Consider the following 26,085-nt stretch of genomic DNA (forward strand, 5'->3'; position numbering starts at 1 on the left):
GGCCCGCTTCGTGACGAACGTCAAGCGATTTTGCATAGGTGTTGATGATCGCCATGGATATTTCATTTTCATCGCCCTGCTCCAGATCATAAGCCTCTCCTTCAAAACTGGCTTGAAGGGTGATCTCACCACTTAAATCCGAATACTCCACTAATAGGGTGACACTGGCTCTGGGAAAAGCCCGCAGCAGGATCGCCAGCACCAGTTCTTCACATACCAGCTGGACATTCATAATCTGGCGATCAGTAAACATTTGTTTTTTAAGGAAGGTTTCGATTTTGGCATTGAGTTCATAAAGATCAAAGCCGCTGCCTGTCGCCGTGTATTCAAAGGCTGAAATTTTCCGGATAAAGGCCCGGGTCTTGGGCTTCTGGGGATGGTCAAAAATTTCCTCGGGTGTTCCTTCTTCGTAAATGCCCTGCTCATCCATATAGAAGACTCGGCTGGAAACATCCCGGGCGAACTTCATCTCATGGGTTACGATCATCATCGTCATCCCCGTTGATGCCAGCTTGCGGATCACCCCCAGCACTTCACTGACCATGGTCGGATCCAGGGCCGATGTGGGTTCATCAAAGAGCACCACCTCGGGCTTCATCGCCAGGGTTCGGGCAATCGCCGCCCGCTGCTTCTGGCCACCGGATAATTCATCGGGAAAAGCGGTCGCTTTAGCCCGCAGCCCGACCATTTCCAGATAGGCCAATCCTTCTTCATAAGCTTGCTGACGCGGGATTTTAAGCAGATTAACCGGCCCCAGCATCAGGTTTTCGATGATCATCAGGTGGGAAAAGAGGTTAAACGACTGAAATACCATGCCCATTTTCTGTCGTAATTTAGGTACATCCGCTTTTTTATCGAGGATATTGTGCCCGTCAATATAGATTTCTCCGGCTGTCGGAGTTTCGAGCAGATTAATACACCGCAAAAAGGTCGACTTACCACATCCCGATGGTCCGATAATCGAGATCACCTCGCCATTTTCAATCTCAGTGTTGATATCCTTAAGCACCTGCAGCTGCCCATAGCTTTTCGATAGCCCGTTTATTTTAATCATTTTGTCACCTCATCCGTTTCCACATCAATCGCAACAATTCCTTTGACGATCCGTTTCCGCCGTTTGGGATCGATCTGCACTTCAGTCTTTCCCAGTACCAGAATAAACAGGTACGTAATGACAAAATAGATGGCCGCCGTTATCACCAGTGGGAAAAATGCTTCGAAGGTGCGGCTTCGGATAATATCGGTCATCTTGGTCAAATCCTGGATAGCAATATAACCGACCACCGAGGTCATTTTTACCATACTGATAAATTCGCCTTTAAAAATCGGCAAAATATGCCGCAACGCCTGGGGCAGCGTAACCTTAAAAAAGCTGGACACTCTGGTAAACCCCAGTGCGTAGGCAGCCTCCAACTGCCCTTTATCGGTGGCGTCAATGGCGGTTCTGAATATTTCTGCCGAATAGGCGGCAAAATTAATCGAAAAACCTACCACCGCAATCAGTACCGGATGAATATCCACTGAAGCAAAAATAATATAATAAAGGATCATCAGCGTCAAAACGATCGGTACACCCTGAATCAGACGAATATAAACAACCGCCAAACCTGAAATCAAGTGTAGCCGCGAACGGCGCATCGCACAAATGAGCGCCCCCAATAAGCTACCAAAGAACAATGATAGCAGCGAAATGACAATCGTCGTTGAAAGTCCCTGTAAAATCAGTTGATACCGGTCTTCAACAACAAACGTCTTGTTAAAGCTATCCCCCAATGACGCTATCATGCCAGCCCATCGTTGTCCTCCTGTCGAAGCGGTCACTGCCTGATTTCTGACAATCGCCACAGCCTGATCAGACTTTAGCGGTGTCAAAAAACGAATCGATGCAGCCCGTTCCGGAGTATAAACAAGATAGAAGGCCAGATCAATTTTTCCTGACGTGATACTGGGAATGATAGCCGAAAAATCCATTGGCTTTATCTCCACGTTCATTCCCATCCGGGCAGCCAGACTGCGTGCCAGATCAACTTCAAGACCAACCAGTTCGTTATCCTTATAATAGGAATACGGATAATCGTCGCCTAAAACTCCGGCTATCAGGGTTCCTTTCTCGCCGGTCAGATCAACCGGCGTCAGCACTTTTTGATCTTCGTTTTCGCCCATCCATTTTTCGGTCATCGCTTTTAAACTGCCATCATCGATCATTGTTTTGACCGCAGCATCAAGGGCATCGCCGAGCTGGGTATTGGTCTTGCTGACTCCGATTGATGACGAGATATCCGCATAAGGCGGCAATGCAATCAGATCAGGGTTCTGCTCAATAATTTCGGCAACCTTTGACTGACTTGTCAGCAGCGCATCGATTTTTTTTGATTTTAGCGCTTCAAGCATCGACGAAAAATCATTGAATTCATATTCATCAGCCTGATAAAGTGGTCGAAAATTGTCAATATGAACCATTCCGGTAATAAAACCAACCCGCTTTCCATTAAGTTCCTCATTCGTTTTAATGGATTGATCAACCATCGACGCTGCTGCCATATCTTTTCTGATCAAAGCACTGTTGTGCAAGACCACATAGGCATCCGTGTAAAGCACCTCTTGCCCTCGCTCATCAGTCTTAAAGAAGTCAGAAATAATCACATCTCCCTTCCCGCTTTGGAGGGCCGGAATCATCGCCTGATAATCCATGGTAATGATTTCAAAATCGAGATTGGCATAGCTGGCAAAGCGTTTCATAAATTCAATATCAAAGCCGGTCAGTTGGCCATTTTCATAATAGTTCATCGGTTCGGTTAAACCATTGGTAATAATCGTGATTTTTTTCTCCGGATTTAGGGGCTTGGGTATATCCGGCATTTCCCCACCGGTGTTATTTATCCACCGTTTCACCATCGCTGCTGCCGTACCATCGGCCTGATATTGTTTAATAAAAGCATTGAGCTGCTCATTCATGGCCATATCATCAAGTCGGACAACGGCGGCAATCTCGATATTCCCCAGCTCTTCGTCAAGCTTGACCAGATCCGGGTTGCTTAACAAAATCCGATCAACCCCAGAGCTATCATAAATCACAGCGGTCACCTTACCACTTTTAAGCGCTGCCACCCCGTCCATAAACTGGGTAAAATAGGAAATATCAGCGTTGGGCATCAGTTCTTTAGCCACCTCTTCCGGCGGGGTTCCCTCCGGTACGCCAATGGTATAACCAGATTTATTCAGATCACTACTACTACTGATCAATGTCTGGCTGCTCTGAGAGCCTTCAGTTGTCGCCTGCCGATCCGCTTTGACAACAAAAACCTGGGGATTGGGAAAATAACCGGCGGTAAAATCGACCTTCTCCGATCGCTCTGGGGTGTTATACATAGCCGCAATCACATCACTGTTTCCCGATTGGAGACTGTCAATCATCGCTTTAAAATCCATGTCCTGAAACTCGACCTGCATTCCCAATTCATATGCAATGCGGCTTAGCAATTCCACATTCATCCCGATTAGCTCACCGTCCTTGACAAAACACCGGGGCTCAGTCAGGGATGTGACCGCTACCCGCAGTACCGGGCCGCTGACATTTTTCGGCACGTCAACGATTTCATAATCACCGCCCGCTTCCGGAAACCAGTGCGCTTTGATTTCCTCCATGGTGCCATCGCTTAAATAACGGTTTAACACCGCATTAAGTTTCTCGTTAAGCTCGATATTCTCTTTTTTAAGAGCCATTGCGGTCACTTCATCCGTCAGCGGCTCTGGTAATACCATTGTTCCTTTGTTACTTTTTACAAAGTTATGGGCTGTTGCGTAATCCATAATGGCATAATCAATTTTTCCCGCCATCAAGGCCGCTGACTCATCAACATAATTATTGAAGCGGTTGATTTCTGCCTCAGGGTATTTTTCTGGTGCCAGCGATTCACTCACTGTTCCAATCATCGTTCCGATTTTTGCCGTTTCCACCGGTGGAAGGGGCACCACCGTCTGACTGCATCCGGCCAGCAATACTATCATTACGACGCATAAGCCTACAAAAATGCGTTTCATCAATCGCCTCCATTTTACTTATTATTAGTTTCCAAGCAATTCCCGCGCCTTTTTCGACCTAAATCGCCCAGCTCTCGTGTTAAATATTATCTGCTCTTCATCTCAAAACAAGAGCCTGATTTAGGATACCAGTTTTTTAATGGTTAAAATGTTTTTATTTTCTTCAAAACGATAATCGACCGCATCCATGCTTTTTTTAACCATCAGCACCCCTAACCCGCCAATTTGGCGTTCTTCCGCAGTTAAGGTAATATCCGGATCGGGATTTTCGAGGGGGTTAAACGGATCGCCCTGATCAATAAACTGAATTTCCACCAAGGGCGGTTCCCCATAATTATCAACTTGAATGATGACATTGCCGTCATCCGGAGCATAAGCATAGTTGGCAATGTTCACAAAAATTTCTTCAGCAGCCAAATCAATCTGAAAGATCATTTTCATGCTGGCCCCAGCGGTCTCCAATTCGGCATCGATAAATTCGAGTACCTCCGGCAACTTATCTGTCGATGCATTTACAGTTAGTTTCTTCATCTTATCTGATCTCCTTTACTGTTGTTCATCAAATCCACAAAAATACCCAGAACCTCAATCGTCTTGATGGAATGGAATCCCAGCCGTTGATAAAAATAGGTATTGTCTTTTATGTTGCTGTTTTCAAGATAAATGGGACAGTCCCTGAATTTGTTGACCGCGTAGTCCATCAAAGCCCGCCCCGAACCCCGATAAACTGAACCGATCATAAAAAGATAGTGATGTTCCTGATTATAATGATAGCGTTCGGTAATCAGCGTTTCATTCCTCAGCCGGATCAAGCTTTTTAACTGAATCAATAATAAAAATTTGACTATTTTGCCAATCATGCCACTGACAAGAACACTGCGGATACTAAAAAATGGTTTTCCTTTATGATTCCAGATTGATGCCCCAACAATTTTTCCATTGAAAACCGCCACATGGATTTCGCCGTTACGATTATAGTACTCCACCATCAGTCGGATATAGCGGCACAAATCTTTCTCATTCTGAAAAACCGCCAAGTATAAGGGATCACTTTTAAATGCCTGACACAAGACTGCCACAGCCTCTTCGAGGCGATGTTGATCCAATTTTTTGTCGCTTATTGTGATCATAATTGCCCCAAAACGAGCTTTTTATCGAGTTCAAAAAGGGTTGTCTGATTTCTTGTCCAGATTGCTTGGCCACCTAAATTTGACATACTTTTGCATCCTTCATTTGTTATTGCAAAACAAAACACCCGCTCAATTGGAAAGCCCTGATTCTGCCTTTGCTTAAGATAACCCCAGAGGTAATCATGTAACCGCTTTGAGATGCCCTGATGCCGGAAAAGCTCGTCCACTGCAAGATCCAGGATCAGGATGTAATTACCCCTTCCTTTCTCCAGTGGTACCACGTCATTTTCGTTCAGATTGTCATCGATATATTCCTGATTCGATACCGCCCGCTGATAGACGGATTCATCGACACCAAAAAAACTGATAAAACCCGCCAGAACCTCATCGTTATATGCTGCAATAATTCCCTCCGGGAACTTTACAAAACGCTTTAACGCCATCCCCTGATTGGTTAGAATTTCATTCCCATAAATTTTACAATCCAGATCGAGAATCGCCTCAAACGCTTCAACCGACAATTCCTGTCCCGATTTAATGGTAATCTCCATCAGTTATTCCTCAAGCTTGAAGCCCAGCATGGTGATATCATCAAATTGAGGTTCCCGATCTGCAAACTCATCGACATCCGCCAGGATATCAGCACACAGCGCTTTAATATCATGCTCTTTTTTTGCCGCCACCAATGTTTGCAGACGCTCCAGTCCATAAAATTCTTTTTTGGTATTATTTGCTTCAGGAATCCCATCGGTATAGAGATAAATAATATCCCCTTTTTCAATTTTAGATTCATTCATCTTATACTTGGCGGTTTCAATTCCGGCACATACAAAGCCTTTTTTGCCCGTCAGCATTTCAACCTGGCCATCTTTTTTCCAGATTATGGCCGGATCATGTCCGGCATCGCACCACTGGAACACCCCAGTTTTAACATTGATAATGGCAATCAGCAGGGTCACAAACATGCCCTGTTCGTTGTTATTACACAGGGTGACATTGGCTTCGGTCATGACTTCATCAACCGGCAAACGTCTAAGCACCAGATCTTTAACCGTGGCTTTTGTCATGGCCATAAACAGCGCCGCCGGCACCCCTTTTCCGGAAACATCGCCGATGGTGATACAAAAGTGATCATCATCAACAAAAAAGAAATCATAAAAGTCACCGCCGACATCCTTGGCCGCCCGCATCGAGGCATACAGGGTAAACTCGTCCCGATCGGGATACTCAAAGTTCCGGGGCAGCATCCCTTCCTGAATCAGGGTAGCAATTCGCAACTCCGTTTCGATCCGCTCCCGCTCCGACGTTACACTGGTCAGCTCTTTAATATATCGGATAATGTCACTGGTCATTTTATTAAAGGCTTCGGCCAGAATTTCGATTTCATCCCCCGTTTTAACATCGATATTCAAGGCCACAATCTCACTTAAGTTTTCATCGACATTGGTATTAACAAAATCCGTGGCATTATCCACAATCACCTGTAGCGGATCAATAATCGACTTATTGAGAAACAGCAGATAAATGGTGATGAACAAAATTAAGATGACAGCCGCAATCGAAGATACCAGAATAATGTATTTAAAAAGGGTTGAGTTGATCTCCTTCATGGACATATCTGCCCCCACCACCATAACCGGATTACCTTGATCATCCCGCAATACATTAAATGCCGAAATCAGATAGCCAAACTCACTTTCATTGGTAATGACCACTTTAGGTGCATCTGGATCATCGAAAAGTCGATTGGCAGCATCAATATCTTCCTGCGGAAAATATTCTCCTCCCAAAATGCCACCAAGCACAAAATGACCAACCATCCGTGGTTTGGTTCCCTGAGCAAAAACTTTTATTCCTTGTTCCGTTGGTACATAAGCGTAAAGGAATTCCAGATGATTCTGTTCTTGAATGGTCTGGAACTCTTTAAGCAGTAATTCATAATCTTCATCGACCTGACCGGTTTCATAATACTGATCGATTTTTTCTACCGGTATAAAGACCGATGCCGTCTTCACCAGCGCTGTAATGTTTTCTTCATACCGCTTAAACATTGAGTCCCGATAACTGAAATAGGAAATCAGCACAATCACCAGCGAAAGCACCAGTGCCAAAATCATACTGGCTGAGGCGAACTTGGTTTTTAAGCTGATACGACGAATATTTTTTTGATCTTTCATTTTTGCCACCTTTTTTACAGAATAATAAGCAAATTGTTAAATACCAGCGTCCGGTTATAGGCAAAAGATTTTGCTTTCTTGCGAACAATCGAAACCCCCAGATAATCCAGGGCTTCATCGGGTTTTTCTGATTCTTCAAAGGGATTATAGCTGGTGCTGTCATCCCGGAGCCTGATGTAGATGTCTTCTTCAAATAACGCAATTTTTATATGAATATAATGAGGTTTTCCGTCATTAAAACCGAAATTAATAATATTGGCAGCCAATTCTTCAATGGTCAGGTTGATAAAATATGCATTTTTACTATCAATATCAAGGCGCTCGCAAAAATCTTCAATTTCCTCCACACATTTTTCCAGATCCTTAATATCGGCCGAAAGGGTGGTTTCATAGAGATTATCTTTGCTGATTACCGGCTCCCGAAACAATAAAATATTTCGGTATCCGCCTTGTTTTTTAAGTACCAATGCCGCAAAAATAAGGATCGCCAAGGTTACCGTTTCCGCCGCCACAATGGCCAGTGCAGCTCCAACAACACCAAAAGCCGGAATCAACCAGGCGCAAAAACCAATCAGCAGCAAAAAACCTCGTAAGAAATAAATAATCCCTGCCAGCGTCGGCCGTTTAATGGTCTGATAAAAGTGTGCCATCACACAGTTAAAACACGTCTGCACCACCCCAAAAGCAAAGATCCGGATAGTCTGGGCTACCAGCGGCAGATCATTGGTCACTCCAAACATCGCTGCAATCGGATCGGCCAAAATAAGTAGCACCATGGCACATAAGCTACTGAGTAAAACCGCGGTCTTTAAGGACAGGCCCATGGTGTCATAAACCCCTTCAGTGTCCTTTTCACCAGCAAAGGTTGCCACCAGCGGTGCCAGGGCCAGTGATATCCCATCAAAAATCGCATAGGCAAACAGGGAAACGTTAAAAAGAATATTATAAACTGCCAGCCCGCCGATGCCAACCGTTGCGCTGAGTAAATTATTAATGACAACCAGGGTGATCCCCTGGTAAATAAAGGCCGAGCCGATTCCAAAGCCACCATGAAAAAGCTGGTAACCAGCTTGAGGGGTCAGAGAAGTCTGCCCGAATTTAAGATGATTATGCTTTTTAAAAAAATGAATAGCATAGACAATAAGTGCACAACACTGACCAATCACCATCGCCAGAGCGCCTCCAAGTACGCCCATATTCAGGCCAAAAATAAAGATAAGATCCAGCACCAGATTTACGATCACCGAGACACCAATACCCAAAGTTGACAAAAATGGATCGGCATCACTGCGAATCAACAGTGAGATTACCGGTGCCAGAATGAATATCGGTGCAGTGATGACAATCGGCCACATATAGTCCCTGGCTGCATCAATTTCGGCCCCACCGGTGATACCAATGATGGTCGTAAGAAAGATACTTCCCAGCACGGCAATGCCCACACCAACGACTGTCGCAAAAAATAATGTCTGGGTAAAATAGGATCTGATCCCATCTTTATCCTCAGCACCAATGGCCTCCGCTACTTTCAGGGAGCCACCAACACCAAAGGCATAACCGAACAGATTATAAACCATGTAGATTGGCATTGACACCGCCAGTACCGATAGACCAATCTCTCCAAAAGCGTTCCCCAGAATAATAGCATCTACAAAGGTTCCCAGCACTACTCCCGCTGAGGAAAGAATGCTGTTGATGACAAATATGCGAAAAGCCTTATTAACAAAGTGTTGAGTATTCATTATGTCCTCTCCCATTGCCTCCTTTTTCAGCCAGGACAGCAAAACCCACTGGCTACCGTCAAATGATCGACACATCATTTTTGGTGATTAAATACACGTATCTGCTATCACTTGATATTGATTGACTACAAACAAAATTGCTTGAATAGAATAAAGTTATACGAGGCTATTATAGCATAGAAACAGCTTTGATTGTCGAACATTTCTCAACTCCTGCTGTAAATTTTCTTAATCCTTGAATCCTATGTTTCATCACTAATACTTATTTTTATACGTGACTAAAATCACTACTTTCTTTATTTTTATTTTATATTTACCGTGTATGATTAACAAGACTCATTTTCTATTACTAAATACTTACAAAACATGCGGAGGTCATAACATGCCCAAACAAATATTAGTCGCTGATGATGACTGCGATATCGCCACAATCATTGCCGAGGTACTGACGGACGAAGGCTATCTTGTCCACACGGCCGGCAATGGATTGGAAGTCCTCGCAAAAATAAGAGATCATGAAATCAACCTTTTGATTTTAGATATCATGATGCCTGAGATGGATGGTCTGGAAGTTTTGACTCAGCTAAAAAAAGAAATCGATATTCCAGTCATTATTCTCAGCGCCAAGGGTCGGGATATTGATAAGGTCATCGGCCTTCAGATCGGAGCCGACGATTATATGGCCAAGCCTTTTTCCATGGATGAATTGGTTGCTCGCGTTTATGCGCACCTTCGCCGGGAGCACCGTCGGGAAAAAATCAACGAAATAATCCGTCTGGGTACTATTGAACTCCACAAATCCACCTTTCAAGTTTTTGTCAAGGGAACCTTAACGGATTTTTCGACCAAGGAATTTCAGATCCTATCCTACCTAATCGAAAACAAAGGCCAGGTGCTAACCCGGGAGCAGATTTACGAAGCCGTCTGGAAAGATGCCTACGGTGGCGACATGACGACTGTCACGGTTCATATTAAAAATATCCGTTCAAAGCTGGGCTGCGAAAGCAGTCTTCTGGAAACCGTTTGGGGTGTCGGTTATCGCATGATCGGAGGTCACTGATGTCGATCCGCTTAAAACTCTCTCTTTCCTTTATTTTGCTGTTTTTATTGGTCATCGGCCTGTTGCTGGCAAGTTTTTTCTTTTTTTACCGCAGTGACTATCGAGATAGTCTGGTGCAAGATCGGGAGCATTATGAAGCCCTTGCCGCAGATCTTGCAAAACAAGCGGCTCTAATTGAGGAAGATAACATCATAGCGCTACTTGCTGCTCAAAATCAAAGCGGGGATCAGATGCTGCTACTTGATTCCAATAATCAGTTAATCTGGTCCAGTGGCGAGGCTCCCCTCAGTACCAAACTCAGTGTCAAAGATTATGTCATCGAAGATGAAAAAATACGCTATGCCCTACGGATTAATTATAATTTTCACGGCCGCAATCAGATTATCGAAGACTATATTTTTCAGTATCTCTGGCTGATTATTCTATTAATCGTTGCCTTATTTATGGCCATTGCCTATTTCCTTCATCGTTCCATCACCTACCCACTATCAGTGCTTCACGAGCGGATGATTCAAAACCCTTTGCAGATCAAGATTCAGGCACGACATTACCGCCATGACGAGATCGGTGAACTGGAAAAACGCTACGATGACATGCTGGTTCGCTTGCAATCCTCAGACCGGGAACAGCAGACCATGCTGGCAGCCATCTCTCATGATTTGCGAACCCCGCTCACCTCAATTGCCAGCTATACCGATCGACTCGCCTCGGGAAAAATCACCGATGCTGAAAAAATAAACCACTATTACTCGGTTATCCACCAGAAATCCGAGGATATTCGACTGCTGATTGATCAATTTCAGGAAGCCGCCCAAATTATTCATCAGGATCCCTCAATGAACTTTGAACCGGTAGTAGCGGCTTGTTTCTGGCAATCCCTCCTGAATCCCTATCTATCCGACTGGGATGATGTGGATGCCAGTATGGAATACAACAGCCACCTTTCCGACACTGCCCAAATTCAAGTCAACAAACCGGCCCTCCAGCGGGTGATTGGTAACATTCTTCACAATACTGTTAAATATGGGGGCCATCCACTTTTTGTTGATGTTCATCTGTTTCAAACCAAACATTGGCTGATCCTAAAAATAGAAAATAACGGGCAACCGGTACCTGATGAACAACTCCCACTGCTTTTTGACCGATTTTACCGAGTGGAAACCTCTCGCTCAAAGGAAAAAGGCGGTAGCGGCTTAGGCTTGTACATCTGTCGGGAACTGATTACCCAGCATGGCGGCTGCATTCGGGCTTACCAGCCTACCCGGTATGATTTTGGCATTGAAATCCAACTGCCGCTGATTAGTTCTTAATTTTTCTTTATTGTTTCTATATTTTTATTTTATTCCCAAGTCATAAAATGGATTGTGTCAGGAACATTCTGAACAATCCATTTTTTTATGGTCGTTTTTGAAAGCGACTGGGAAAGGAACCATTAAAATGAATGAAACAATGATTCAATTCAAAGGAATCACCAAACAATACACCATGGGCGAGGTTAAAATCGATGCGCTGACTGGTGTCGATTTCACAGTAAAACGGGGCGAGTTTGCTATTATCGCCGGTCCCAGCGGTGCCGGTAAAAGCACGATTTTAAACATTCTCGGAGGAATGGATTCGCCCACCACCGGTGAATTCACAGTCAACAAGCAGCCCCTTCACCGCTATGGGAAAAAAGACCTGATTACTTACCGTCGTCAGGAAGTCGGCTTTGTTTTTCAGTTTTATAATCTGATCCAAAATCTGACCGCACTGGAAAATGTCGAACTGGCTGTAGAAATTTGCAAGAACCCTTTTAAGCCTCTGGAGATATTAAAACAGGTCGGTCTGGAAAACCGGATGATCAATTTTCCTTCCCAGCTTTCCGGAGGTGAACAGCAACGAGTGTCAATTGCCCGGGCGCTGGCTAAAAACCCCACCCTACTCCTCTGTGATGAGCCCACCGGCGCGTTGGACTACACTACTGGCCGATCAGTGCTGAAACTGCTTCAGGATACCTGCCGTCAAACTGGCATGACGGTGGTGCTGATCACCCATAACCTGGCGATTGCCCCCATGGGTGATCGGATTATTAAAATCAAAAACGGCTGCGTCGAAAACATGTCCGTCAACCCCAATCCCCTTCCGGTGGAAGACATTGAATGGTAAGGAGAAACGCAATGGGAACAGTCATCATTAAAAACGCCATTAAGGAAATCCACTCTTCGTTCTCCCGATTTTTAGCCATCTTACTGGTCATCATGATCGGCTCCGCTTTTTATACTGGTTTGAAATCGGTGGGTCCTGATCTTGAGGCTTCCGCTAATCAATATTTTGAAGCAACGCACTTCATGAACTTTCGTTTGCTGTCATCTATCGGATTTAATGATGCCGATCTGGCCGCAGTCCGGAACACTTCAGGAGTGGAGAATGCCCAACCAGTTAATGCCATCGATACGTTTTTGTCATTTGGTCAGCAGACCAATGTCGCTCATGTGATTTCAATCCCAGACCCTACCGGGGCCATCAACGATCTTCACCTGGTGCAAGGCCGGTTGCCTCAACAATCGAATGAATGCATCATTGATAAACAGCGCTCGGAAGCCGGTCCCAAAATCGGCGACACCATTACGCTCACGTCAGGAACCGAAACACCACTTAGTGAGAGCCTTAGTGAAACTGTCTACCATGTGGTCGGCATCGCCGAAACGCCCTCCTATCTGACCAAAGACCGGGGCATCACTCAATTGGGTAATGGTAAAATAAATGGCCTGGTGTTTCTGCCCGCTGCCAATTTTACAGTGCCTGCTTACACCGAAATACTGGTAACCGCTGCCGGAACGTCGGGCATTTCGACCTTTTCTGAGGAATATATCGAAATAACCACGCCACTGGAAGAATCGCTTAATACCGTCGCCAGCCAACGCGTCGAAATCCGCCAGCAGGAACTAAAGGCCGACGCTGAAGCTCAGTTGGCCGCACAAAAAACAGCCTTTGCCGCAGCGAACGGCATCACTGATCCCAGTCTACTGGATGCCTCACCAGAATTTTTGGCGGCTCAAAAATCAATCAATGAGCTGGCGACACCCCAATGGCATGTTCTCAGTCGGACATCCAATTCAGGTTATCTGGATTATCAAAATACCATTGATAGTACCAATGGCATTGCCAGTATACTGCCGCTGTTCTTTTTTGGTATTGCCACCTTGGTTTGTCTGACCACCATGACCCGAATGGTGGAAGAACAACGCACCCAGATTGGAACCCTCAAAGCGCTTGGCTACAGCAATGGTGCCATTGCCTTTAAATATCTTTTGTATGCGGCGACGGCCAGCATTTTAGGTAGCCTCCTGGGCTGGGCCATTGGCTTTATGCTCATTCCCCAGGTCATCTTTAAAGCTTACCGGGTGCTTTACACCTTACCTGAAATGACTTCAGCTTTTTATGGCTCAATTGCGGCACTATCGGCTCTTTTTGCCATCACAGTCACCACTGTTGCCACCTTTTTAAGCTGCCTGACCATCCTTCGCTCTGCCCCTGCGGAACTGATGCTGCCCAGTGCCCCACCACCGGGAAAACGTATTTTTCTGGAAAGCTTTGACGTTATCTGGAAGAAACTTCGATTCAGTCAAAAAATCACCTTTCGAAATCTCTTCCGTTACAAAAAGCGCTTCTGGATGACGGTACTGGGTGTGGCCTGCTGCACTGCCATGTTGGTTGCCGGGCTGGGCTTACGGGACTCCATTGCTACCCAGGTCGCCGAAAAACAATTTGGCGATATCCTACGCTACGATATCTCCCTGCAATTAAAAGAAAATGTGACGATGGAACAACAGTCAGCTCTGGACTATACCCTGACAAACAATAACCTTTCTGCTTATCTGGATAATACCGTCAATAACATCTCGGTACAACGTATCGCCGACACTTCAGACAGTATCGACAGCCTGCTGATGGTTCCCACCGATCCGGCTTCCTTATCCAACTATTTTATGTTGCGCAGTTATGACACCGGAGAGCCCTTAGTCTTATCCGATCACGGGGTGATTTTGACCCAGAAACTTGCCGAATCCCTTGATGTTTCACCAGGTGACACCATTGTAATTAAGGAAGATGAAACGACTACCCAGCTTGTGCTGGTGGAAGGAATAGCCGAGAATTACCTTCAGCACTATGTTTTTCTGTCCCCGAGCTACTATCAAACCATTTATGGTGAGGCGCCTCAGCCTAACCAGATTCTGGGGCTACTTGATTCGACCCAGCCACAGGAAGATCTAGCCGCTACATTGATGGCCACTGAGGGTGTTTCCTCCGTCCGATTCACTTCTAATAATGAACAGGACTTTCAAAACACCCTGGGAAGTATCAATTATCTGATTTGGATTATTATCATCGCTGCAGCGCTGCTGGCGCTGGTGGTGCAATACACCCTGACAACCATCAACATCAGTGAGCGATTCCGGGAGATTGCCACCATTAAGGTATTGGGCTTTTATGACCGCGAGGTGTCAGCCTATATTACCCGGGAAAGCTATCTGCTCACATTATTCGGAATTCTTCCCGGCCTGATTGCTGGGGTCCTTTTGCATGGCTATATTCTCGACGCTGCCGAGGTTGGTAATGTGATGTATGTTGAGTCCATCCTTGCTCAAAGCTTTCTTCTCAGTATTCTGCTGACCTTTATGTTTACCTGGCTGGTGAATCTAATTCTAATCGGCACCCTCAAGAAAATCAATATGGTGGAGGCATTAAAAAGCAATGAATAGAAAAAAGAAACCCGCTAGAAGAAAAAACAACAGCGTCAGAAAAAAGGTTTTGATCCTGATCGGCGGTATTCTACTTTGCATCGTGATTGCCGGAGTTTCCTTGTTTATGTTTAGGGCTTCCGATTCGTCGGATTTACCCGATCCATCAGATCTCAGCTCCTCTGAACTTTCAACCCCGGCCACCAGCATTGAAACGCCCTTTGCTCAGACCCTTGCTCAACTGACAGAGACCTCAAATCGGATCACTGGTCTGAAAATTAACCAGACACTGCTTTCACTCTCAGGATTGAATCAGTCCGTGACAACTATTATGGAAAATCAAAAGCTGATCATTGCCCGGTGTGCTGAACTCAATGAAATGATCGCCAATATCCCTGAATCTGATGAAAACATGACCCTGTTTTCTGAAATCAATCAACTCAATAAAAACTTGGATTCCAATTGTGATCAAATCCTGGAAGCCAAAAAACAACGCGATCTGACTGCTTTGGAAACGCTTTTGAGTGACACTGCCAACCTGCAGAATGCAATTATTGACGCACTGGAACAGGTTTCTTAAACGGATTCTTATCGATTTCTATATTCGCATTTCTTAATGAATACTTAATTAAGAATCATTTCAAGCTACCCTTAAGTATTTCCATGTATATTATAAACAAGCAAAGCATCATCAAACACTTAACTATTCTAACCTTTCATGAAAGCAACGGTTTCATCAATGAACCGTTGTTTTTATTTTTTGATCATTGTCTCGTTTATGCTTTGTTAGTGTGTAATTTTCCTCCTACCAACTTTAACTCTCGAGTTGTCCTATCGCATTCTTCTTAAATTCCTTTGACAAAACCAATTCATAGCGCTAAACTGAAAACAGCAGTCTACGTATTTCTACTGAATCGGTATGAGCAAAAATAATTGAGATACTAAAAGCGACTAATTTTTTATATGGGGAGAAAACTTTATGGGAACGTTGTTATATCAAGGCCACGGCAGTTACCGTCTTGTTTCAGATCAGGGAATTGTAGTCTATGTTGATCCATTTGCCGGAGCAGGCTATGATCTACCAGCCGACATTGTTTTAATCACCCACGAACATCCCGACCATAACGATTTGTCTTTAATTCTCCAAAACCATGGATGCGTTGTCATCAGACCGGAAACGATCCTGATTAATGGTGTTTATGAAACCCGCACAATTCATGAAATTACTATCCAGGCCGTACCTGCCTATAACTCCGGACATGATAAAAACAAATGTGTGGGTTATTTAATCGTGCTTGATGGCATTAAAATCTATGCTTCCGGTGATACATCCACCACTGACTATATGAAGGATGTTTTATCTAAAGCAGCCATTGACTATGCCTTGTTACCAATTGATGGCTTTTATAACATGGATCCTCAGGAAGCATCTGCATGTGCGGCAGTCATCGGTGCCGTCCATAACATCCCTATCCATATGAAACCGGGGGCTTTGTTTGATCGTAAGCTCGCCGAAACCTTTGTGGCTGAGGGTCGCCTGATTCTTGAACCCAATGACGAAGTAAAACTTTAAATTTTAAGGAGGTAGCGCAATCAAACAGATCATTAAAGACCGATCATTTTATAAACTAGTGGCTACTATTGCCATTCCCATCACCCTACAAAGCCTAATCACCATTGGCGTGAACATGACCGATACAATGATGGTAGGCGCTCTGGGCGAGGTGCCATTGTCCGGAGCCGCTTTGGCCAATCAGTTCATCATGGTTTTTCAAATCTGTTGCATGGGGATTGGCATGGGCGCTTCGGTACTTACTTCCCGTTTCTGGGGAATGAAAAACCATACTGCCCTGAAACAATCCATAACCATCATGTTTCGAATCTGCCTGGGTTTTGCGCTAATCTTTTCGCTGGTAACCTTTTTTGCTCCTGAAACAATCATGCAAATATATACAACTGATCCGCAAATTATCCAAGAAGGTGTGCGCTATTTTAAATGGACGGTTCCCTGTTATCTGCTTTTAGGTCTGTCACTGACATCCACCATTGTGCTACGCAGCGTCGGGCAGGTGCGACTCCCCTTAATTTCATCCGTTTGTGCATTTGCTATCAATATTTTCTTTAACTATTTGTTTATCTTCGGGAATTTAGGAGCCCCCCAGATGGGTATTGAGGGTTCTGCCCTATCCACTCTAATTGCCCGATTTTTTGAATTCTCATTTATTTGCGGCTATTTATTTTTAGTTGATAAAAAAATAAATTACCGCCTCAGGCATCTCTTTATGCGCTGTCGGGATATCCTTAAAGAATACGTCCACATTGCAATTCCGGTTCTGATCAGTGATATTTTACTCGCCCTCGGCAATAATGCTGTCGCAATGGTCGTCGGGCGGTTAGGTGTCAGTTTCGTCTCGGCCAACGCCATTACCATGGTTCTCCAGCAACTCAGTACGGTATTTATTCAGGGGATTGCCAACGCCAGCGCCATCATAACCGGCCACACTCTCGGTCGGGGTGATGAGGAAACTGCCCAACGACAAGGGGTCACTTTTTTATATCTGGGCATTGCTGTTGGTATCTGTGGTGCCATGATCATCTGGATCACCAGTAAACCGATGATCAATCTCTACAATCTGACGCCAGAAACCCAACAAATTGCGGCACAACTAATGTTTGCCATCGGCTTTATTGTAATCTTTCAATCCGCCAACAGCATCCTGACCAAGGGTGTTCTACGCGGCGGTGGAGATACCCGGTTTTTAATGGTGGCGGATATTATTTTTCTATGGGTCGCCTCGGTTCCACTGGGCGCATTGGCCGGTTTGGTCTGGCATCTACCCGCCTTTTGGATCTATACGCTACTTAAAATTGATCAGGTTATCAAAGCGATCTGGTGTGTTTATCGATTGAAGAGCCGAAAATGGATAAAGAAAATTGCTGTTGTTCCTATCAGTAAAAATCTTTAAAAACTCCCCAATATATTAATAGTCTTTTCATCACAAAAGTGTTAGAATAAAACAATTATCGATTGGTATTTTATACTTATAATGGTATTAACAAACTAAATAATTCCTATCAGAAATGGAGGTAACAATCTTGCGAATCACCAGAGACGACTACCATGACCGTGCAAAAATAACGAAAAAAGAAAAAAAAGAACCGCTTAAAAAAACACCCGCTGAATCTTCAGTACCGTTAGAAGCCCCAACATCTGCAGCAGTACCTTTAAACACCTCAACAAATCTTCCCCAGCCAAATAAAAACAAGGTCGATTTATCTGTGAAGTTATCAGATCTTGAAATTAAAAAGCAGTTATCGATATTGGCCGAAGAAACCATGCACCAATTATCGGAAGAAAATAAAACCCTTCGAGATGTGGAAGATATCTATCTCATTTTTAAAGGCCAGATGATGGTCATCAACAAGTGCCGCTTACTCACTGTCAGCGAACAGCAGGAACAAAACGCCCAGGTTTATGCTTGTTATTATAAAAAGAAATTTGAGTTAAAAAAACTTGAAATGAAAAAAAAGATGGGCTGATTTTTCTGTTTTCCCAACCAATATTATCGAAAATCCGTGTCTGAAAAGAAACAAAAAACCATGGAAGCCAATCATGCTCCATGGTTTTTTGTTGTAGGTCTTTTTTATCGATCTGGAATTGTTTCGGTTATCAAAACTGTGACCTGTCCAATTCAGCTGTTGTCAACTTCAAGCTTCACATCTTTAGCTGATGCAGTTTTAACATCACCAGTCGGGCAATGGGCTGAGCAATCGGCGCTTCAACGGCCAATGAACAGTACCATCGTATGGCCCAATCCATCAATTGCATCAAATATGCAAACCATTAGGCGGCCTGGTGGCTCTGATACTGCCTATTGCGATCATACTTCACTGCGCTGCCATTTCTAATAGGGTGTCCCCGGTAATCCGATAAACCGTCCATTCATCCATGGCTTTGGCCCCAAGCGAAAGGTAAAAATCGATACTTGGCTGATTCCAATCCAGACACCACCATTCCAGTCGACCACAACCCCGTTCAACAGCTATTTTGGCAAGCTGCATAAGAATCGCTTTACCATAGCCATGGCCACGGTATTCCGGTAATACATATAAATCTTCCAGATATAGTCCAGCTTGGCCCAAAAAAGTTGAAAAATTATGAAAATATAAGGCAAAACCAATTTCCACGCCATCCAACTCCGCAAAAATAACCTCGGCTGTTTTCTTTTCAAACAGCCATTCCGTCAGCAATGCTTCAGTAGCTACAACTTGATCAAGCATTTTTTCATAGCTGGCCAACTCCTTGATAAAATAAAGAATTAAATCGACATCTTCTTTTTCTGCCGTTCTAAAGTTTAGTTCCGAGTTTAATTCACTTTTCATTTTCTGTTCCTTTCATAAAATGGTCATCAAAAAAATTCGAAACCGTACATAGCAACACTTCCGAAAAACATTTATTTTTAAACCATTATCATTTACTTTCTCACCTTGATATTCTGGTTGTATTATACTACAAATTTTCTATGGTAACATCAATTTTTCGACTTTGAAAGGGCATAAAAACAGGTGTTATAAGCGACGTAATCCTCCGTCGATATAACACCCAATACTTTATCCAACTAATTCATTTAAACCCCAACGTTGATCTCCGGCCATCCATTGTTGACAAATCTTTACACCTTCTGCTGCATTGGCGGTATATCCGTCTGCACCAATTAGTTGACCGATTTCTGGAGTCACGGGATGTCCCCCAACAATTATTTTAGCAGTGACGCCAGCCGCTCGTAAAGCTGTGATCGTTGATTTCATCGTATCAATCGACATTGTTAAAACGCCACTCATCCCGATAATCTCCGGCTGACATTCTTGGACTTTTTTTACAAAATACTCCGGATCAACATCGATCCCGAGATCAACGACTTTAAAACCAGCTGCTTCTGACATAATTTTAAAGATGTTTTTTCCAATATCGTGGAGATCACCATACACTGTTCCCAAAACTATTGTTCCCGAAACCATCGTTTCCGACTCACTCAAAATCGGTTTTAACCTGTTGACCGCTTCCGTCAATAGTTCGCCAGCAAAAATCAGATCGGCAACAAAATACTCCCCTTTTTCAAAGAGACTCCCGACCAGCGCCATGCCGTTCTGACAGGCGGTTACGGCTTCTCGCACTTCTAACTCTGAAGGATTATCCGCAATAAAATCATCGAGCAGGTCAATAACCTTTTCTTCGTCCAAATCGCCAATGGTTTGTGTTAAAATTCTTAAATCCAGCAATTCCATAACCTTCCTTACTGCGCTTAATGCCTATTTTTATTTCACAATTAAAAATTTAATCGCATAATGATATTATTATAGCAATATGCGTGCCAGCATGTCGCTATCGTAAATTTTAAAAAAACGATGAAATAACTGCAGTTTTGAAAATGTTATCACAAGCCATATCCCCAAAAGTGAGAAACAACTTTCTATTATTTTCATTTCTGAAAATTTTTAGCGTTATTTATTTAAGTGGCAAAAAAATATCTCCTGATCTTTAGCACTTCTTAATCAGGAGATTTTTATTATTCACATGGTCTTTTAGAGGCAGACCACAGCGATCTTACTTTTGATCCTCAGGCTTTTTTAACAAACTCGGATTTTAAGGACATTGCCCCGAAGCCGTCAATTTTGCAGTCAATGTTATGATCCCCATCGACCAGCCGGATATTTTTGACCTTGGTACCCTTTTTGAGATCCTGGGAGCTCCCTTTGACTTTCAGGTCTTTAATCAGAATGACCGTATCACCATGACTTAAAACATTTCCGTTAGCATCCTTAACCTTGAGTTCTTCTTCGCCGGCTGATGCCAAGGTCCATTCGTGAGCACATTCCGGGCAAATCAGCAGTTCACCATCTTCATAGGTATATTCAGAATTACATTTCGGGCAATTTGGTAACTGTTCCATTGATTCTTCTCCATTCATTATCTTTTGGGTCTGAGTTATTCATATTATCATAGTATCCGCCCTTTGACAAGTCAGCCTGAAAGTGGATACAACCATTATTCACTTGTTGCGCTTGATATTTAACGATAATAAAGATGCTCCGGGATTCCATGTTCATTGTGCCATGGCAAATTTGGACATGAATAGAAAACAAACTGATTCTTGCCGTTATTCTTGGCACGATACATTGCCGTATCTGCCTTTGAAATCAGTTCTTCGGCGGTGGTTTCATCACAATTTAACAGGCTGATGCCAATGCTTGATGTTACCACGGCTTTAACCCCCAAGTCATCAAACGCAATCGGCATTTCCGCTGCAGTGATGATCCGCTTACAAATGATTTCGATTTCTTCAACGGTCTTGATGTTTTCCAAAATCAAGACAAACTCGTCACCGCCCATGCGGGAAACGGTATCACAACTTCGTACCGAAGCAACTAGCCTTTGTGCGACGGTCACCAGAACATAATCGCCCTTGTCATGACCGTATTGATCATTAATGCCCTTGAAGCCATCCAGATCAATAAACAAAACCGCCAAATTTGATTTGTTCGTGCCGGCCCGTTCAATGGCGTGCTCCAGATACGTCTGAAACATTCTGCGATTCGGCAAATTGGTAAGATAATCATAATTCGCCATTTGTTCAAGTCGCTTTTCAGCATTCGTTCTTACCGCAATTTCTGCTCGCAGCTCCCGGGTTCTGTCATCAACTAATTGCTGTAGATTATTGAATAAATAGACGTTTTCAAGGGAGATCGCCAGCTGTGCCGCAATTATTTTTAACGCCTCGGTACGCTGTTTGTCAAATACCCCTTCGATCAAATTGTTTTCAAGGTAAAGAAGCCCTTTGAGTTCACCCTTATTGATTACCGGCAAACACATCACCGATTTACAGCCATGCGAACAAATATATTCATCGCTTCCGTAGATATCGGAAGTCATTGCGTCATCAAGAATAACACTCTCACGGGCTCTTTCCACATAATTAAGGATTTTAAACGGCAGGCTGCCGATTTCAACCCACCGATCAGCCAAAATTGAGAATGCGTCGCCTTCTGAATGACCTTCGGCTTGAACAAAGTAATCATTATCTTTTTTAATCAGATAGTAGATATCCTGGGCACCTGAATTTTCAAGCAATACGCTGATGAGTCTTTCAAGGATCACTTCCAGCTTTGTTTCTCCAGAAATCGCTTGCGATGCTCTGATGATTGCTGAAAAGTCAATCACAGATGAATTTTTCAAAAACATTCCCGATGTGATGCTGATTTTTGAATTGGATGCCGTTCTGGCAGTAACCGAACGGTCTTCTTTAAATTTTAAATTATTAAAGCGCAAGCGGGATAATCCGTTATATTTTTTATTCATCTGCTCGGTTTTTGCGGTTGCTCCCCAGGATAAATATGCCGAGTGCGCTTGTTTCAGATAAATCGTCGCTAATCGCAGTGAATCCATGTTCATAAATTGAATGCCTGCCAATTCACAGGCCAAAGCATAATGATAAGTGCGGTTGCTTTCGGCTGCACCGATCATGGCTTTTTCATATAAAACCAACATTTTTTTGTAGACATTAAAAGAATCGGTATTTTTGTTTTCGAGCATATACTTTTCGGCTTCAATCAAATCATACAAATGCCGATAATTAGCCGGTGCATCGGCAGCTCTTTCGCTAAGCCAAATCTGATTGGCCGTCAGTTTACCAATCAATGTGGTTTTTTCTTCTGAGCAGGGTTCACTCTCGATTTTCTTGCAGATAGCCAGCGAATTTAGAAAATTATGCAGGATATTTGCATAAAAGCCGGTTATTGACGACATCAATGGTGCCGCCTTTTCGGTCAGTTCAAAGACCGTATCAAAATCCAAATAAATTGCTGCCGAAAGAGCCCGCAGCGTATAGTAAAAGCAAAGCGCCATCTTGTTTTCACTGATTTCACGTAGATGTGTCACTTCATTAAAACCACGATCATTAAAACTGCCTTCCGAACCCGACGTAACGAGTGATCGACACAATTGCCGAAACGAAATAAAACTTCCATAAGCATGAATATTCCCATGTTTTTGCGCAAACGCCAACGCCGTATCCGACTCGACAACGAGTTCTTCGAGATTATCGCAGGTTTCAAGGATCATCTGCTGGGTCGTAAAATAAGTGAAACAGGCAAACTCAAAATCGCCAACCGCAATGTTGCCACTGCATGATTCTCGGGCATAGACAATACTGTTCTGCAAGTCTTCATACCAATGACAATTGATCAGGGAAAACAAATGATACATTCGAAAGATCCGGTATCCGTTTTTTTCAGCTAATGTCATGGCACTGCGAACCAGATGATAGGATAACCGGTAATCATTTCGAAACGGAATCAATAACAGCGTCAAACTACCATAGAGTGATAATCCATCCGGGGTATAGCCGTTTTCAAGCACCCGCTTGGCACTGGTAATAATTGCCCAGAAAGAGTACAGCGGATTATAGAAAAAGCCTGCTGTACAAATCCGGTTTAATAGCTTACCAATCGAAAATTCCAATGCACAACGCGCCTCCGGTAAGGATTCAACTCCCGGAAACGCCTCGTTATTAATTTCATCATAGAAGACTGCGATTTCCTTTAAAATGGTATTTAATAAATCGTCCGCCGGAAAATGAACCCCTAACTTCTCCAGCAGTGCGACACCCAGCATAAATGCCTCCTGATATTGGCCTCGGTTTGAAAGACCAATCGCCTGCAGACAGCAACTGTCGGTAAGCTTAATCGGCTCCGTTGCCAGCTCTTCAAGCACAGCATAGATGACATCTGCCTGATCATATTTTGCAATGCTGCATAAAGCCAAATGATAGTCACAATAAACCGAGGATTTAAACTGATCCCCAACATGCATTTCTTCAAAGCTATCGATAATTTGCTCCAGATAATGAATGGCTGTATCAAATGCCGAGACCAGACATGCCAAATGTGCGACTCGAAGAAGAATATCAGATACCCTTCTTTTTTCATTTGCTTCATCAACCATACTAAAAGCCTTGGAGTAATTATCCGCCATGAGAAACTGCTTTTTAGTGTGTTTCGCATTTGCAAAACCGATTTTCTCATAATATACAGCCAGTTTGTAATGGATCTCGCATCTTTTCTTATCTGGCAGAATCGTATAGAATGTTTGTTGAAATCGGTCATGGACAAATTGAAATGCTGCTTCATCGCTGTCAGGGTTATTGATGATCGGGTAGACCACCTCAAGAGAAACCGCCTGCCTCAAATTATTTAAAATCTGCGCTGGCTCTTCTTTGGATATCTCAAAAAGGGTACTTAGTTTAAATCGTTGACCGATACAAGCCCCTAAAGAAAGTATTTTTACTGTTTCTTGAGGCATCTGATTCACGTTTCGAATCAGAAAGTCCACCACGTTCTCTTCTGCGCGACAGGCCTTAATTGCATCAATGCTCCAGTTCCAGTTTTTTTCCTGGCTGTTGAAAAAGATAAATTTTTCCCGCCAACATAACTTAATAAATTGCTTGAGATAAAATGGATTCCCATTGGTTTTCGTGTAGATCACATCCGTCAACTCAGCAACGGATGTTGGGCTGCAATGAAAAGCATCGGCCAACATTTGCGATGCCGTATCCAAGGCCAGACCGGCAAGCGTTATTTGCCGGATATTTGCTTGCCTGGTAACCATCTTATTGATACTGTGAATCAACGGATGATCCTCATTGACTTCATTATTCCGATAACAGGCAACTATTTGCAAGCCACAGATTTTTTCGTTTTCCATTATTTCTTCAATCATGGCCAGTGAACCCATGTCTGCAAGGTGAATATCATCAATAAAGATTACCAGTGGTCGCTCCGGCGAAGCGATCACTGCCAACAAGCTCTGTAAAGCGGCCTTAAGTCTGGTGCCTTTTTCAAGTGGCGAAAGCTCTGGCTGCTGCTGGGATGGGCCGACAAGCAATGCCAGTTTAGGAATTTTTTCAACAAGAAGCTGATCATCCTGCTTAAGAGCCATTTCAATCCGTTCTTTCCAAAGCTCAACATTTTGTTCATTCTCAGCAAGAATAAAATCACAAAACTGCTCAAGCGCCTGGGAAATCGCAATGTATGGTATATTTCTAAAATACTGATCAAATTTTCCCGAGATAAACAATCCGTTTGAATTGGCCATCGGTTTATACAATTCACGGACCAGCGATGTCTTGCCAATCCCCGAATGCCCTGCGATCGTAACCAGTTGCCTTCCGCCTTTTAAACTTTCCTGATAGGCTGACACCAGAATGGCAATTTCATTCTCTCGACCATATAATTTTTGCGGTATTTCAAAATGATCTGAATAATCCCCCGTTCCCAGTTCAAATGCGGCTATTTTACTGCTTGCGTCAAGCATTTCACGACACTTATTCAGATCAAATAAAATTCCTTCTGCTTTTACATAGCGATCCTCCGGCATTTTGGCCATCAGTTTGTCGATCAGATGCGACAGCATTTGGGGAACATCTGGATTAAGCTCTTTAACCAATGGTGGCCGCTTCGCCAGATGCATATAAATAATTTGCGATTGGTTTTCTGATTCAAAGGGATGGCAACCACAAAGCATTTCAAAAAAAGTAACACCCAATGAATAGAAATCCGTTCTAAAGTCAATCATGTGATTCATTCTACCCGTTTGTTCTGGTGACATGTAATACAAAGTTCCTTCCGAAACAGTCGTTTCCAAATTCAGGGATTTTTCGTGTGAAAACGCTGTTGATAAGCCAAAATCAATAATTGTAACCTTTCGGGTTTTATCATTAACAATAATATTGGCCGGATTCAGATCTTTATGAATAAAACCAGCATTATGAATATCTGAAAGTGCCTGAACAATTTGCTGACTAATATCCAGAAACGCCCGAATTGATATTTTGTGTTTCTGGATATAATCCTGAAGGGGAATCCCATCACAATAGTCCAATACTAAATAAAAACCATCGTCAATTTTTAAATAATCAATTGCTTCTGGGACAAAACGACTGTTGATTTTCTTTAGGATCGCATATTCATTCTGAAGCTTGGCAAAACCGAACAGATTGACGCGCTCTTCATTTGTGGTCTTTAAGATAACACGCTTGCCAGTGAGTTTATTAATAGCCGTATAGACATCGCTATTTTTTGAATTGTAGATATGTTTAATGTGTTTACTCAAACTTCGCACATTAAAAACACTTTAAAACGTTGATACAAAAGACTTTT

The 26,085-nt window shown here is 43.3% G+C and carries 18 protein-coding genes and 1 pseudogene; 8 read left to right on the plus strand and 11 right to left on the minus strand.

Translation table 11 applies throughout. The features are described 5' to 3' along the window. Positions 1–337 precede the first annotated feature (337 nt). The 7 genes and pseudogenes from Q7P33_RS13210 to Q7P33_RS13240 all read right to left on the minus strand — a co-directional run. Positions 338–1,054 (minus strand): annotated as a pseudogene (locus tag Q7P33_RS13210) (amino acid ABC transporter ATP-binding protein); the annotation flags it as partial. Next, the gene (locus tag Q7P33_RS13215) at positions 1,051–4,041 is read right to left on the minus strand and encodes an ABC transporter permease subunit (protein ID WP_303870995.1); all 2,991 of its coding nucleotides are present in this window, start codon (positions 4,039–4,041) and stop codon (positions 1,051–1,053) included. The pseudogene Q7P33_RS13210 and the gene Q7P33_RS13215, both read right to left, overlap by 4 nt. 120 nt (positions 4,042–4,161) lie before the next feature. Further along, positions 4,162–4,572 carry an ATP-binding protein gene (locus tag Q7P33_RS13220; RefSeq protein ID WP_303870997.1) on the minus strand — a complete coding sequence of 137 codons (411 nt, stop codon included), beginning with the start codon at positions 4,570–4,572 and terminating at the stop codon, positions 4,162–4,164. Then, positions 4,569–5,171 (minus strand): hypothetical protein, encoded by a 603-nt coding sequence (locus Q7P33_RS13225; RefSeq protein ID WP_303870999.1) that lies wholly within the window; start codon positions 5,169–5,171, stop codon positions 4,569–4,571. The genes Q7P33_RS13220 and Q7P33_RS13225 overlap by 4 nt, the downstream gene beginning before the upstream one ends. After that, positions 5,168–5,722: a GNAT family N-acetyltransferase gene (locus Q7P33_RS13230; RefSeq protein WP_303871001.1), complete on the minus strand. Its 555-nt coding sequence runs from the start codon at positions 5,720–5,722 to the stop codon at positions 5,168–5,170. Before Q7P33_RS13230 ends, Q7P33_RS13225 begins: the two co-directional genes overlap by 4 nt. A gap of 3 nt (positions 5,723–5,725) precedes the next feature. After that, entirely contained in the window at positions 5,726–7,348 is a 1,623-nt protein-coding gene (locus tag Q7P33_RS13235; RefSeq protein WP_303871003.1) for a PP2C family protein-serine/threonine phosphatase, read from the minus strand. Positions 7,349–7,362: 14 nt separating this feature from the next. Then, positions 7,363–9,090 (minus strand): MATE family efflux transporter, encoded by a 1,728-nt coding sequence (locus Q7P33_RS13240; protein ID WP_303871005.1) that lies wholly within the window; start codon positions 9,088–9,090, stop codon positions 7,363–7,365. 382 nt (positions 9,091–9,472) lie between these two features. On the opposite strand from Q7P33_RS13240, the gene Q7P33_RS13245 reads away from it, so the two are divergent. The 8 genes from Q7P33_RS13245 (at position 9,473) to Q7P33_RS13280 (ending at position 18,411) form a co-directional block, all read left to right on the plus strand. After that, entirely contained in the window at positions 9,473–10,150 is a 678-nt protein-coding gene (locus Q7P33_RS13245) for a response regulator transcription factor (RefSeq protein WP_303871007.1), read from the plus strand. After that, on the plus strand, positions 10,150–11,460 hold the full coding sequence (locus Q7P33_RS13250) for a cell wall metabolism sensor histidine kinase WalK (RefSeq protein WP_303871010.1): 1,311 nt from the start codon (positions 10,150–10,152) through the stop codon (positions 11,458–11,460). The genes Q7P33_RS13245 and Q7P33_RS13250 overlap by 1 nt, the downstream gene beginning before the upstream one ends. A 127-nt stretch (positions 11,461–11,587) precedes the next feature. Then, positions 11,588–12,295, plus strand: a complete 708-nt coding sequence (locus Q7P33_RS13255) for an ABC transporter ATP-binding protein (protein ID WP_303871012.1) — start codon at positions 11,588–11,590, stop codon at positions 12,293–12,295. An 11-nt stretch (positions 12,296–12,306) separates the two neighbouring features. Then, positions 12,307–14,892 (plus strand): FtsX-like permease family protein, encoded by a 2,586-nt coding sequence (locus Q7P33_RS13260; protein WP_303871013.1) that lies wholly within the window; start codon positions 12,307–12,309, stop codon positions 14,890–14,892. Continuing rightward, complete coding sequence (locus Q7P33_RS13265) at positions 14,885–15,451, plus strand: hypothetical protein (RefSeq protein WP_303871015.1); 567 nt, start codon at positions 14,885–14,887, stop codon at positions 15,449–15,451. Before Q7P33_RS13260 ends, Q7P33_RS13265 begins: the two co-directional genes overlap by 8 nt. A gap of 399 nt (positions 15,452–15,850) precedes the next feature. Next, positions 15,851–16,444: an MBL fold metallo-hydrolase gene (locus Q7P33_RS13270; RefSeq protein ID WP_303871017.1), complete on the plus strand. Its 594-nt coding sequence runs from the start codon at positions 15,851–15,853 to the stop codon at positions 16,442–16,444. Positions 16,445–16,502: 58 nt separating this feature from the next. Continuing rightward, positions 16,503–17,837 (plus strand): MATE family efflux transporter, encoded by a 1,335-nt coding sequence (locus Q7P33_RS13275; RefSeq protein WP_303871019.1) that lies wholly within the window; start codon positions 16,503–16,505, stop codon positions 17,835–17,837. A gap of 115 nt (positions 17,838–17,952) precedes the next feature. Continuing rightward, entirely contained in the window at positions 17,953–18,411 is a 459-nt protein-coding gene (locus Q7P33_RS13280) for a hypothetical protein (protein WP_303871021.1), read from the plus strand. A 348-nt stretch (positions 18,412–18,759) separates the two neighbouring features. Here the strand turns inward: Q7P33_RS13280 and Q7P33_RS13285 are convergent, their stop codons facing one another. From Q7P33_RS13285 to Q7P33_RS13300, 4 genes are all read right to left on the minus strand, one after another. Continuing rightward, a complete protein-coding gene (locus tag Q7P33_RS13285) occupies positions 18,760–19,254 on the minus strand; it encodes a GNAT family N-acetyltransferase (protein ID WP_303871022.1) in 495 nt (164 codons plus the stop codon). Positions 19,255–19,482: 228 nt separating this feature from the next. After that, positions 19,483–20,151 (minus strand): B12-binding domain-containing protein, encoded by a 669-nt coding sequence (locus tag Q7P33_RS13290; RefSeq protein ID WP_303871034.1) that lies wholly within the window; start codon positions 20,149–20,151, stop codon positions 19,483–19,485. A 338-nt stretch (positions 20,152–20,489) separates the two neighbouring features. Then, positions 20,490–20,822 carry a zinc ribbon domain-containing protein YjdM gene (locus Q7P33_RS13295; RefSeq protein WP_303871024.1) on the minus strand — a complete coding sequence of 111 codons (333 nt, stop codon included), beginning with the start codon at positions 20,820–20,822 and terminating at the stop codon, positions 20,490–20,492. Positions 20,823–20,941: 119 nt separating this feature from the next. Beyond that, a complete protein-coding gene (locus Q7P33_RS13300; protein WP_303871026.1) occupies positions 20,942–26,038 on the minus strand; it encodes a diguanylate cyclase domain-containing protein in 5,097 nt (1,698 codons plus the stop codon). Between the last annotated feature and the right edge of the window lie 47 nt (positions 26,039–26,085).

It is taken from the genome of Acetobacterium wieringae, assembly GCF_026646375.1.
Taxonomy (GTDB): Bacteria; Bacillota; Clostridia; order Eubacteriales; family Eubacteriaceae; genus Acetobacterium; species Acetobacterium wieringae_A.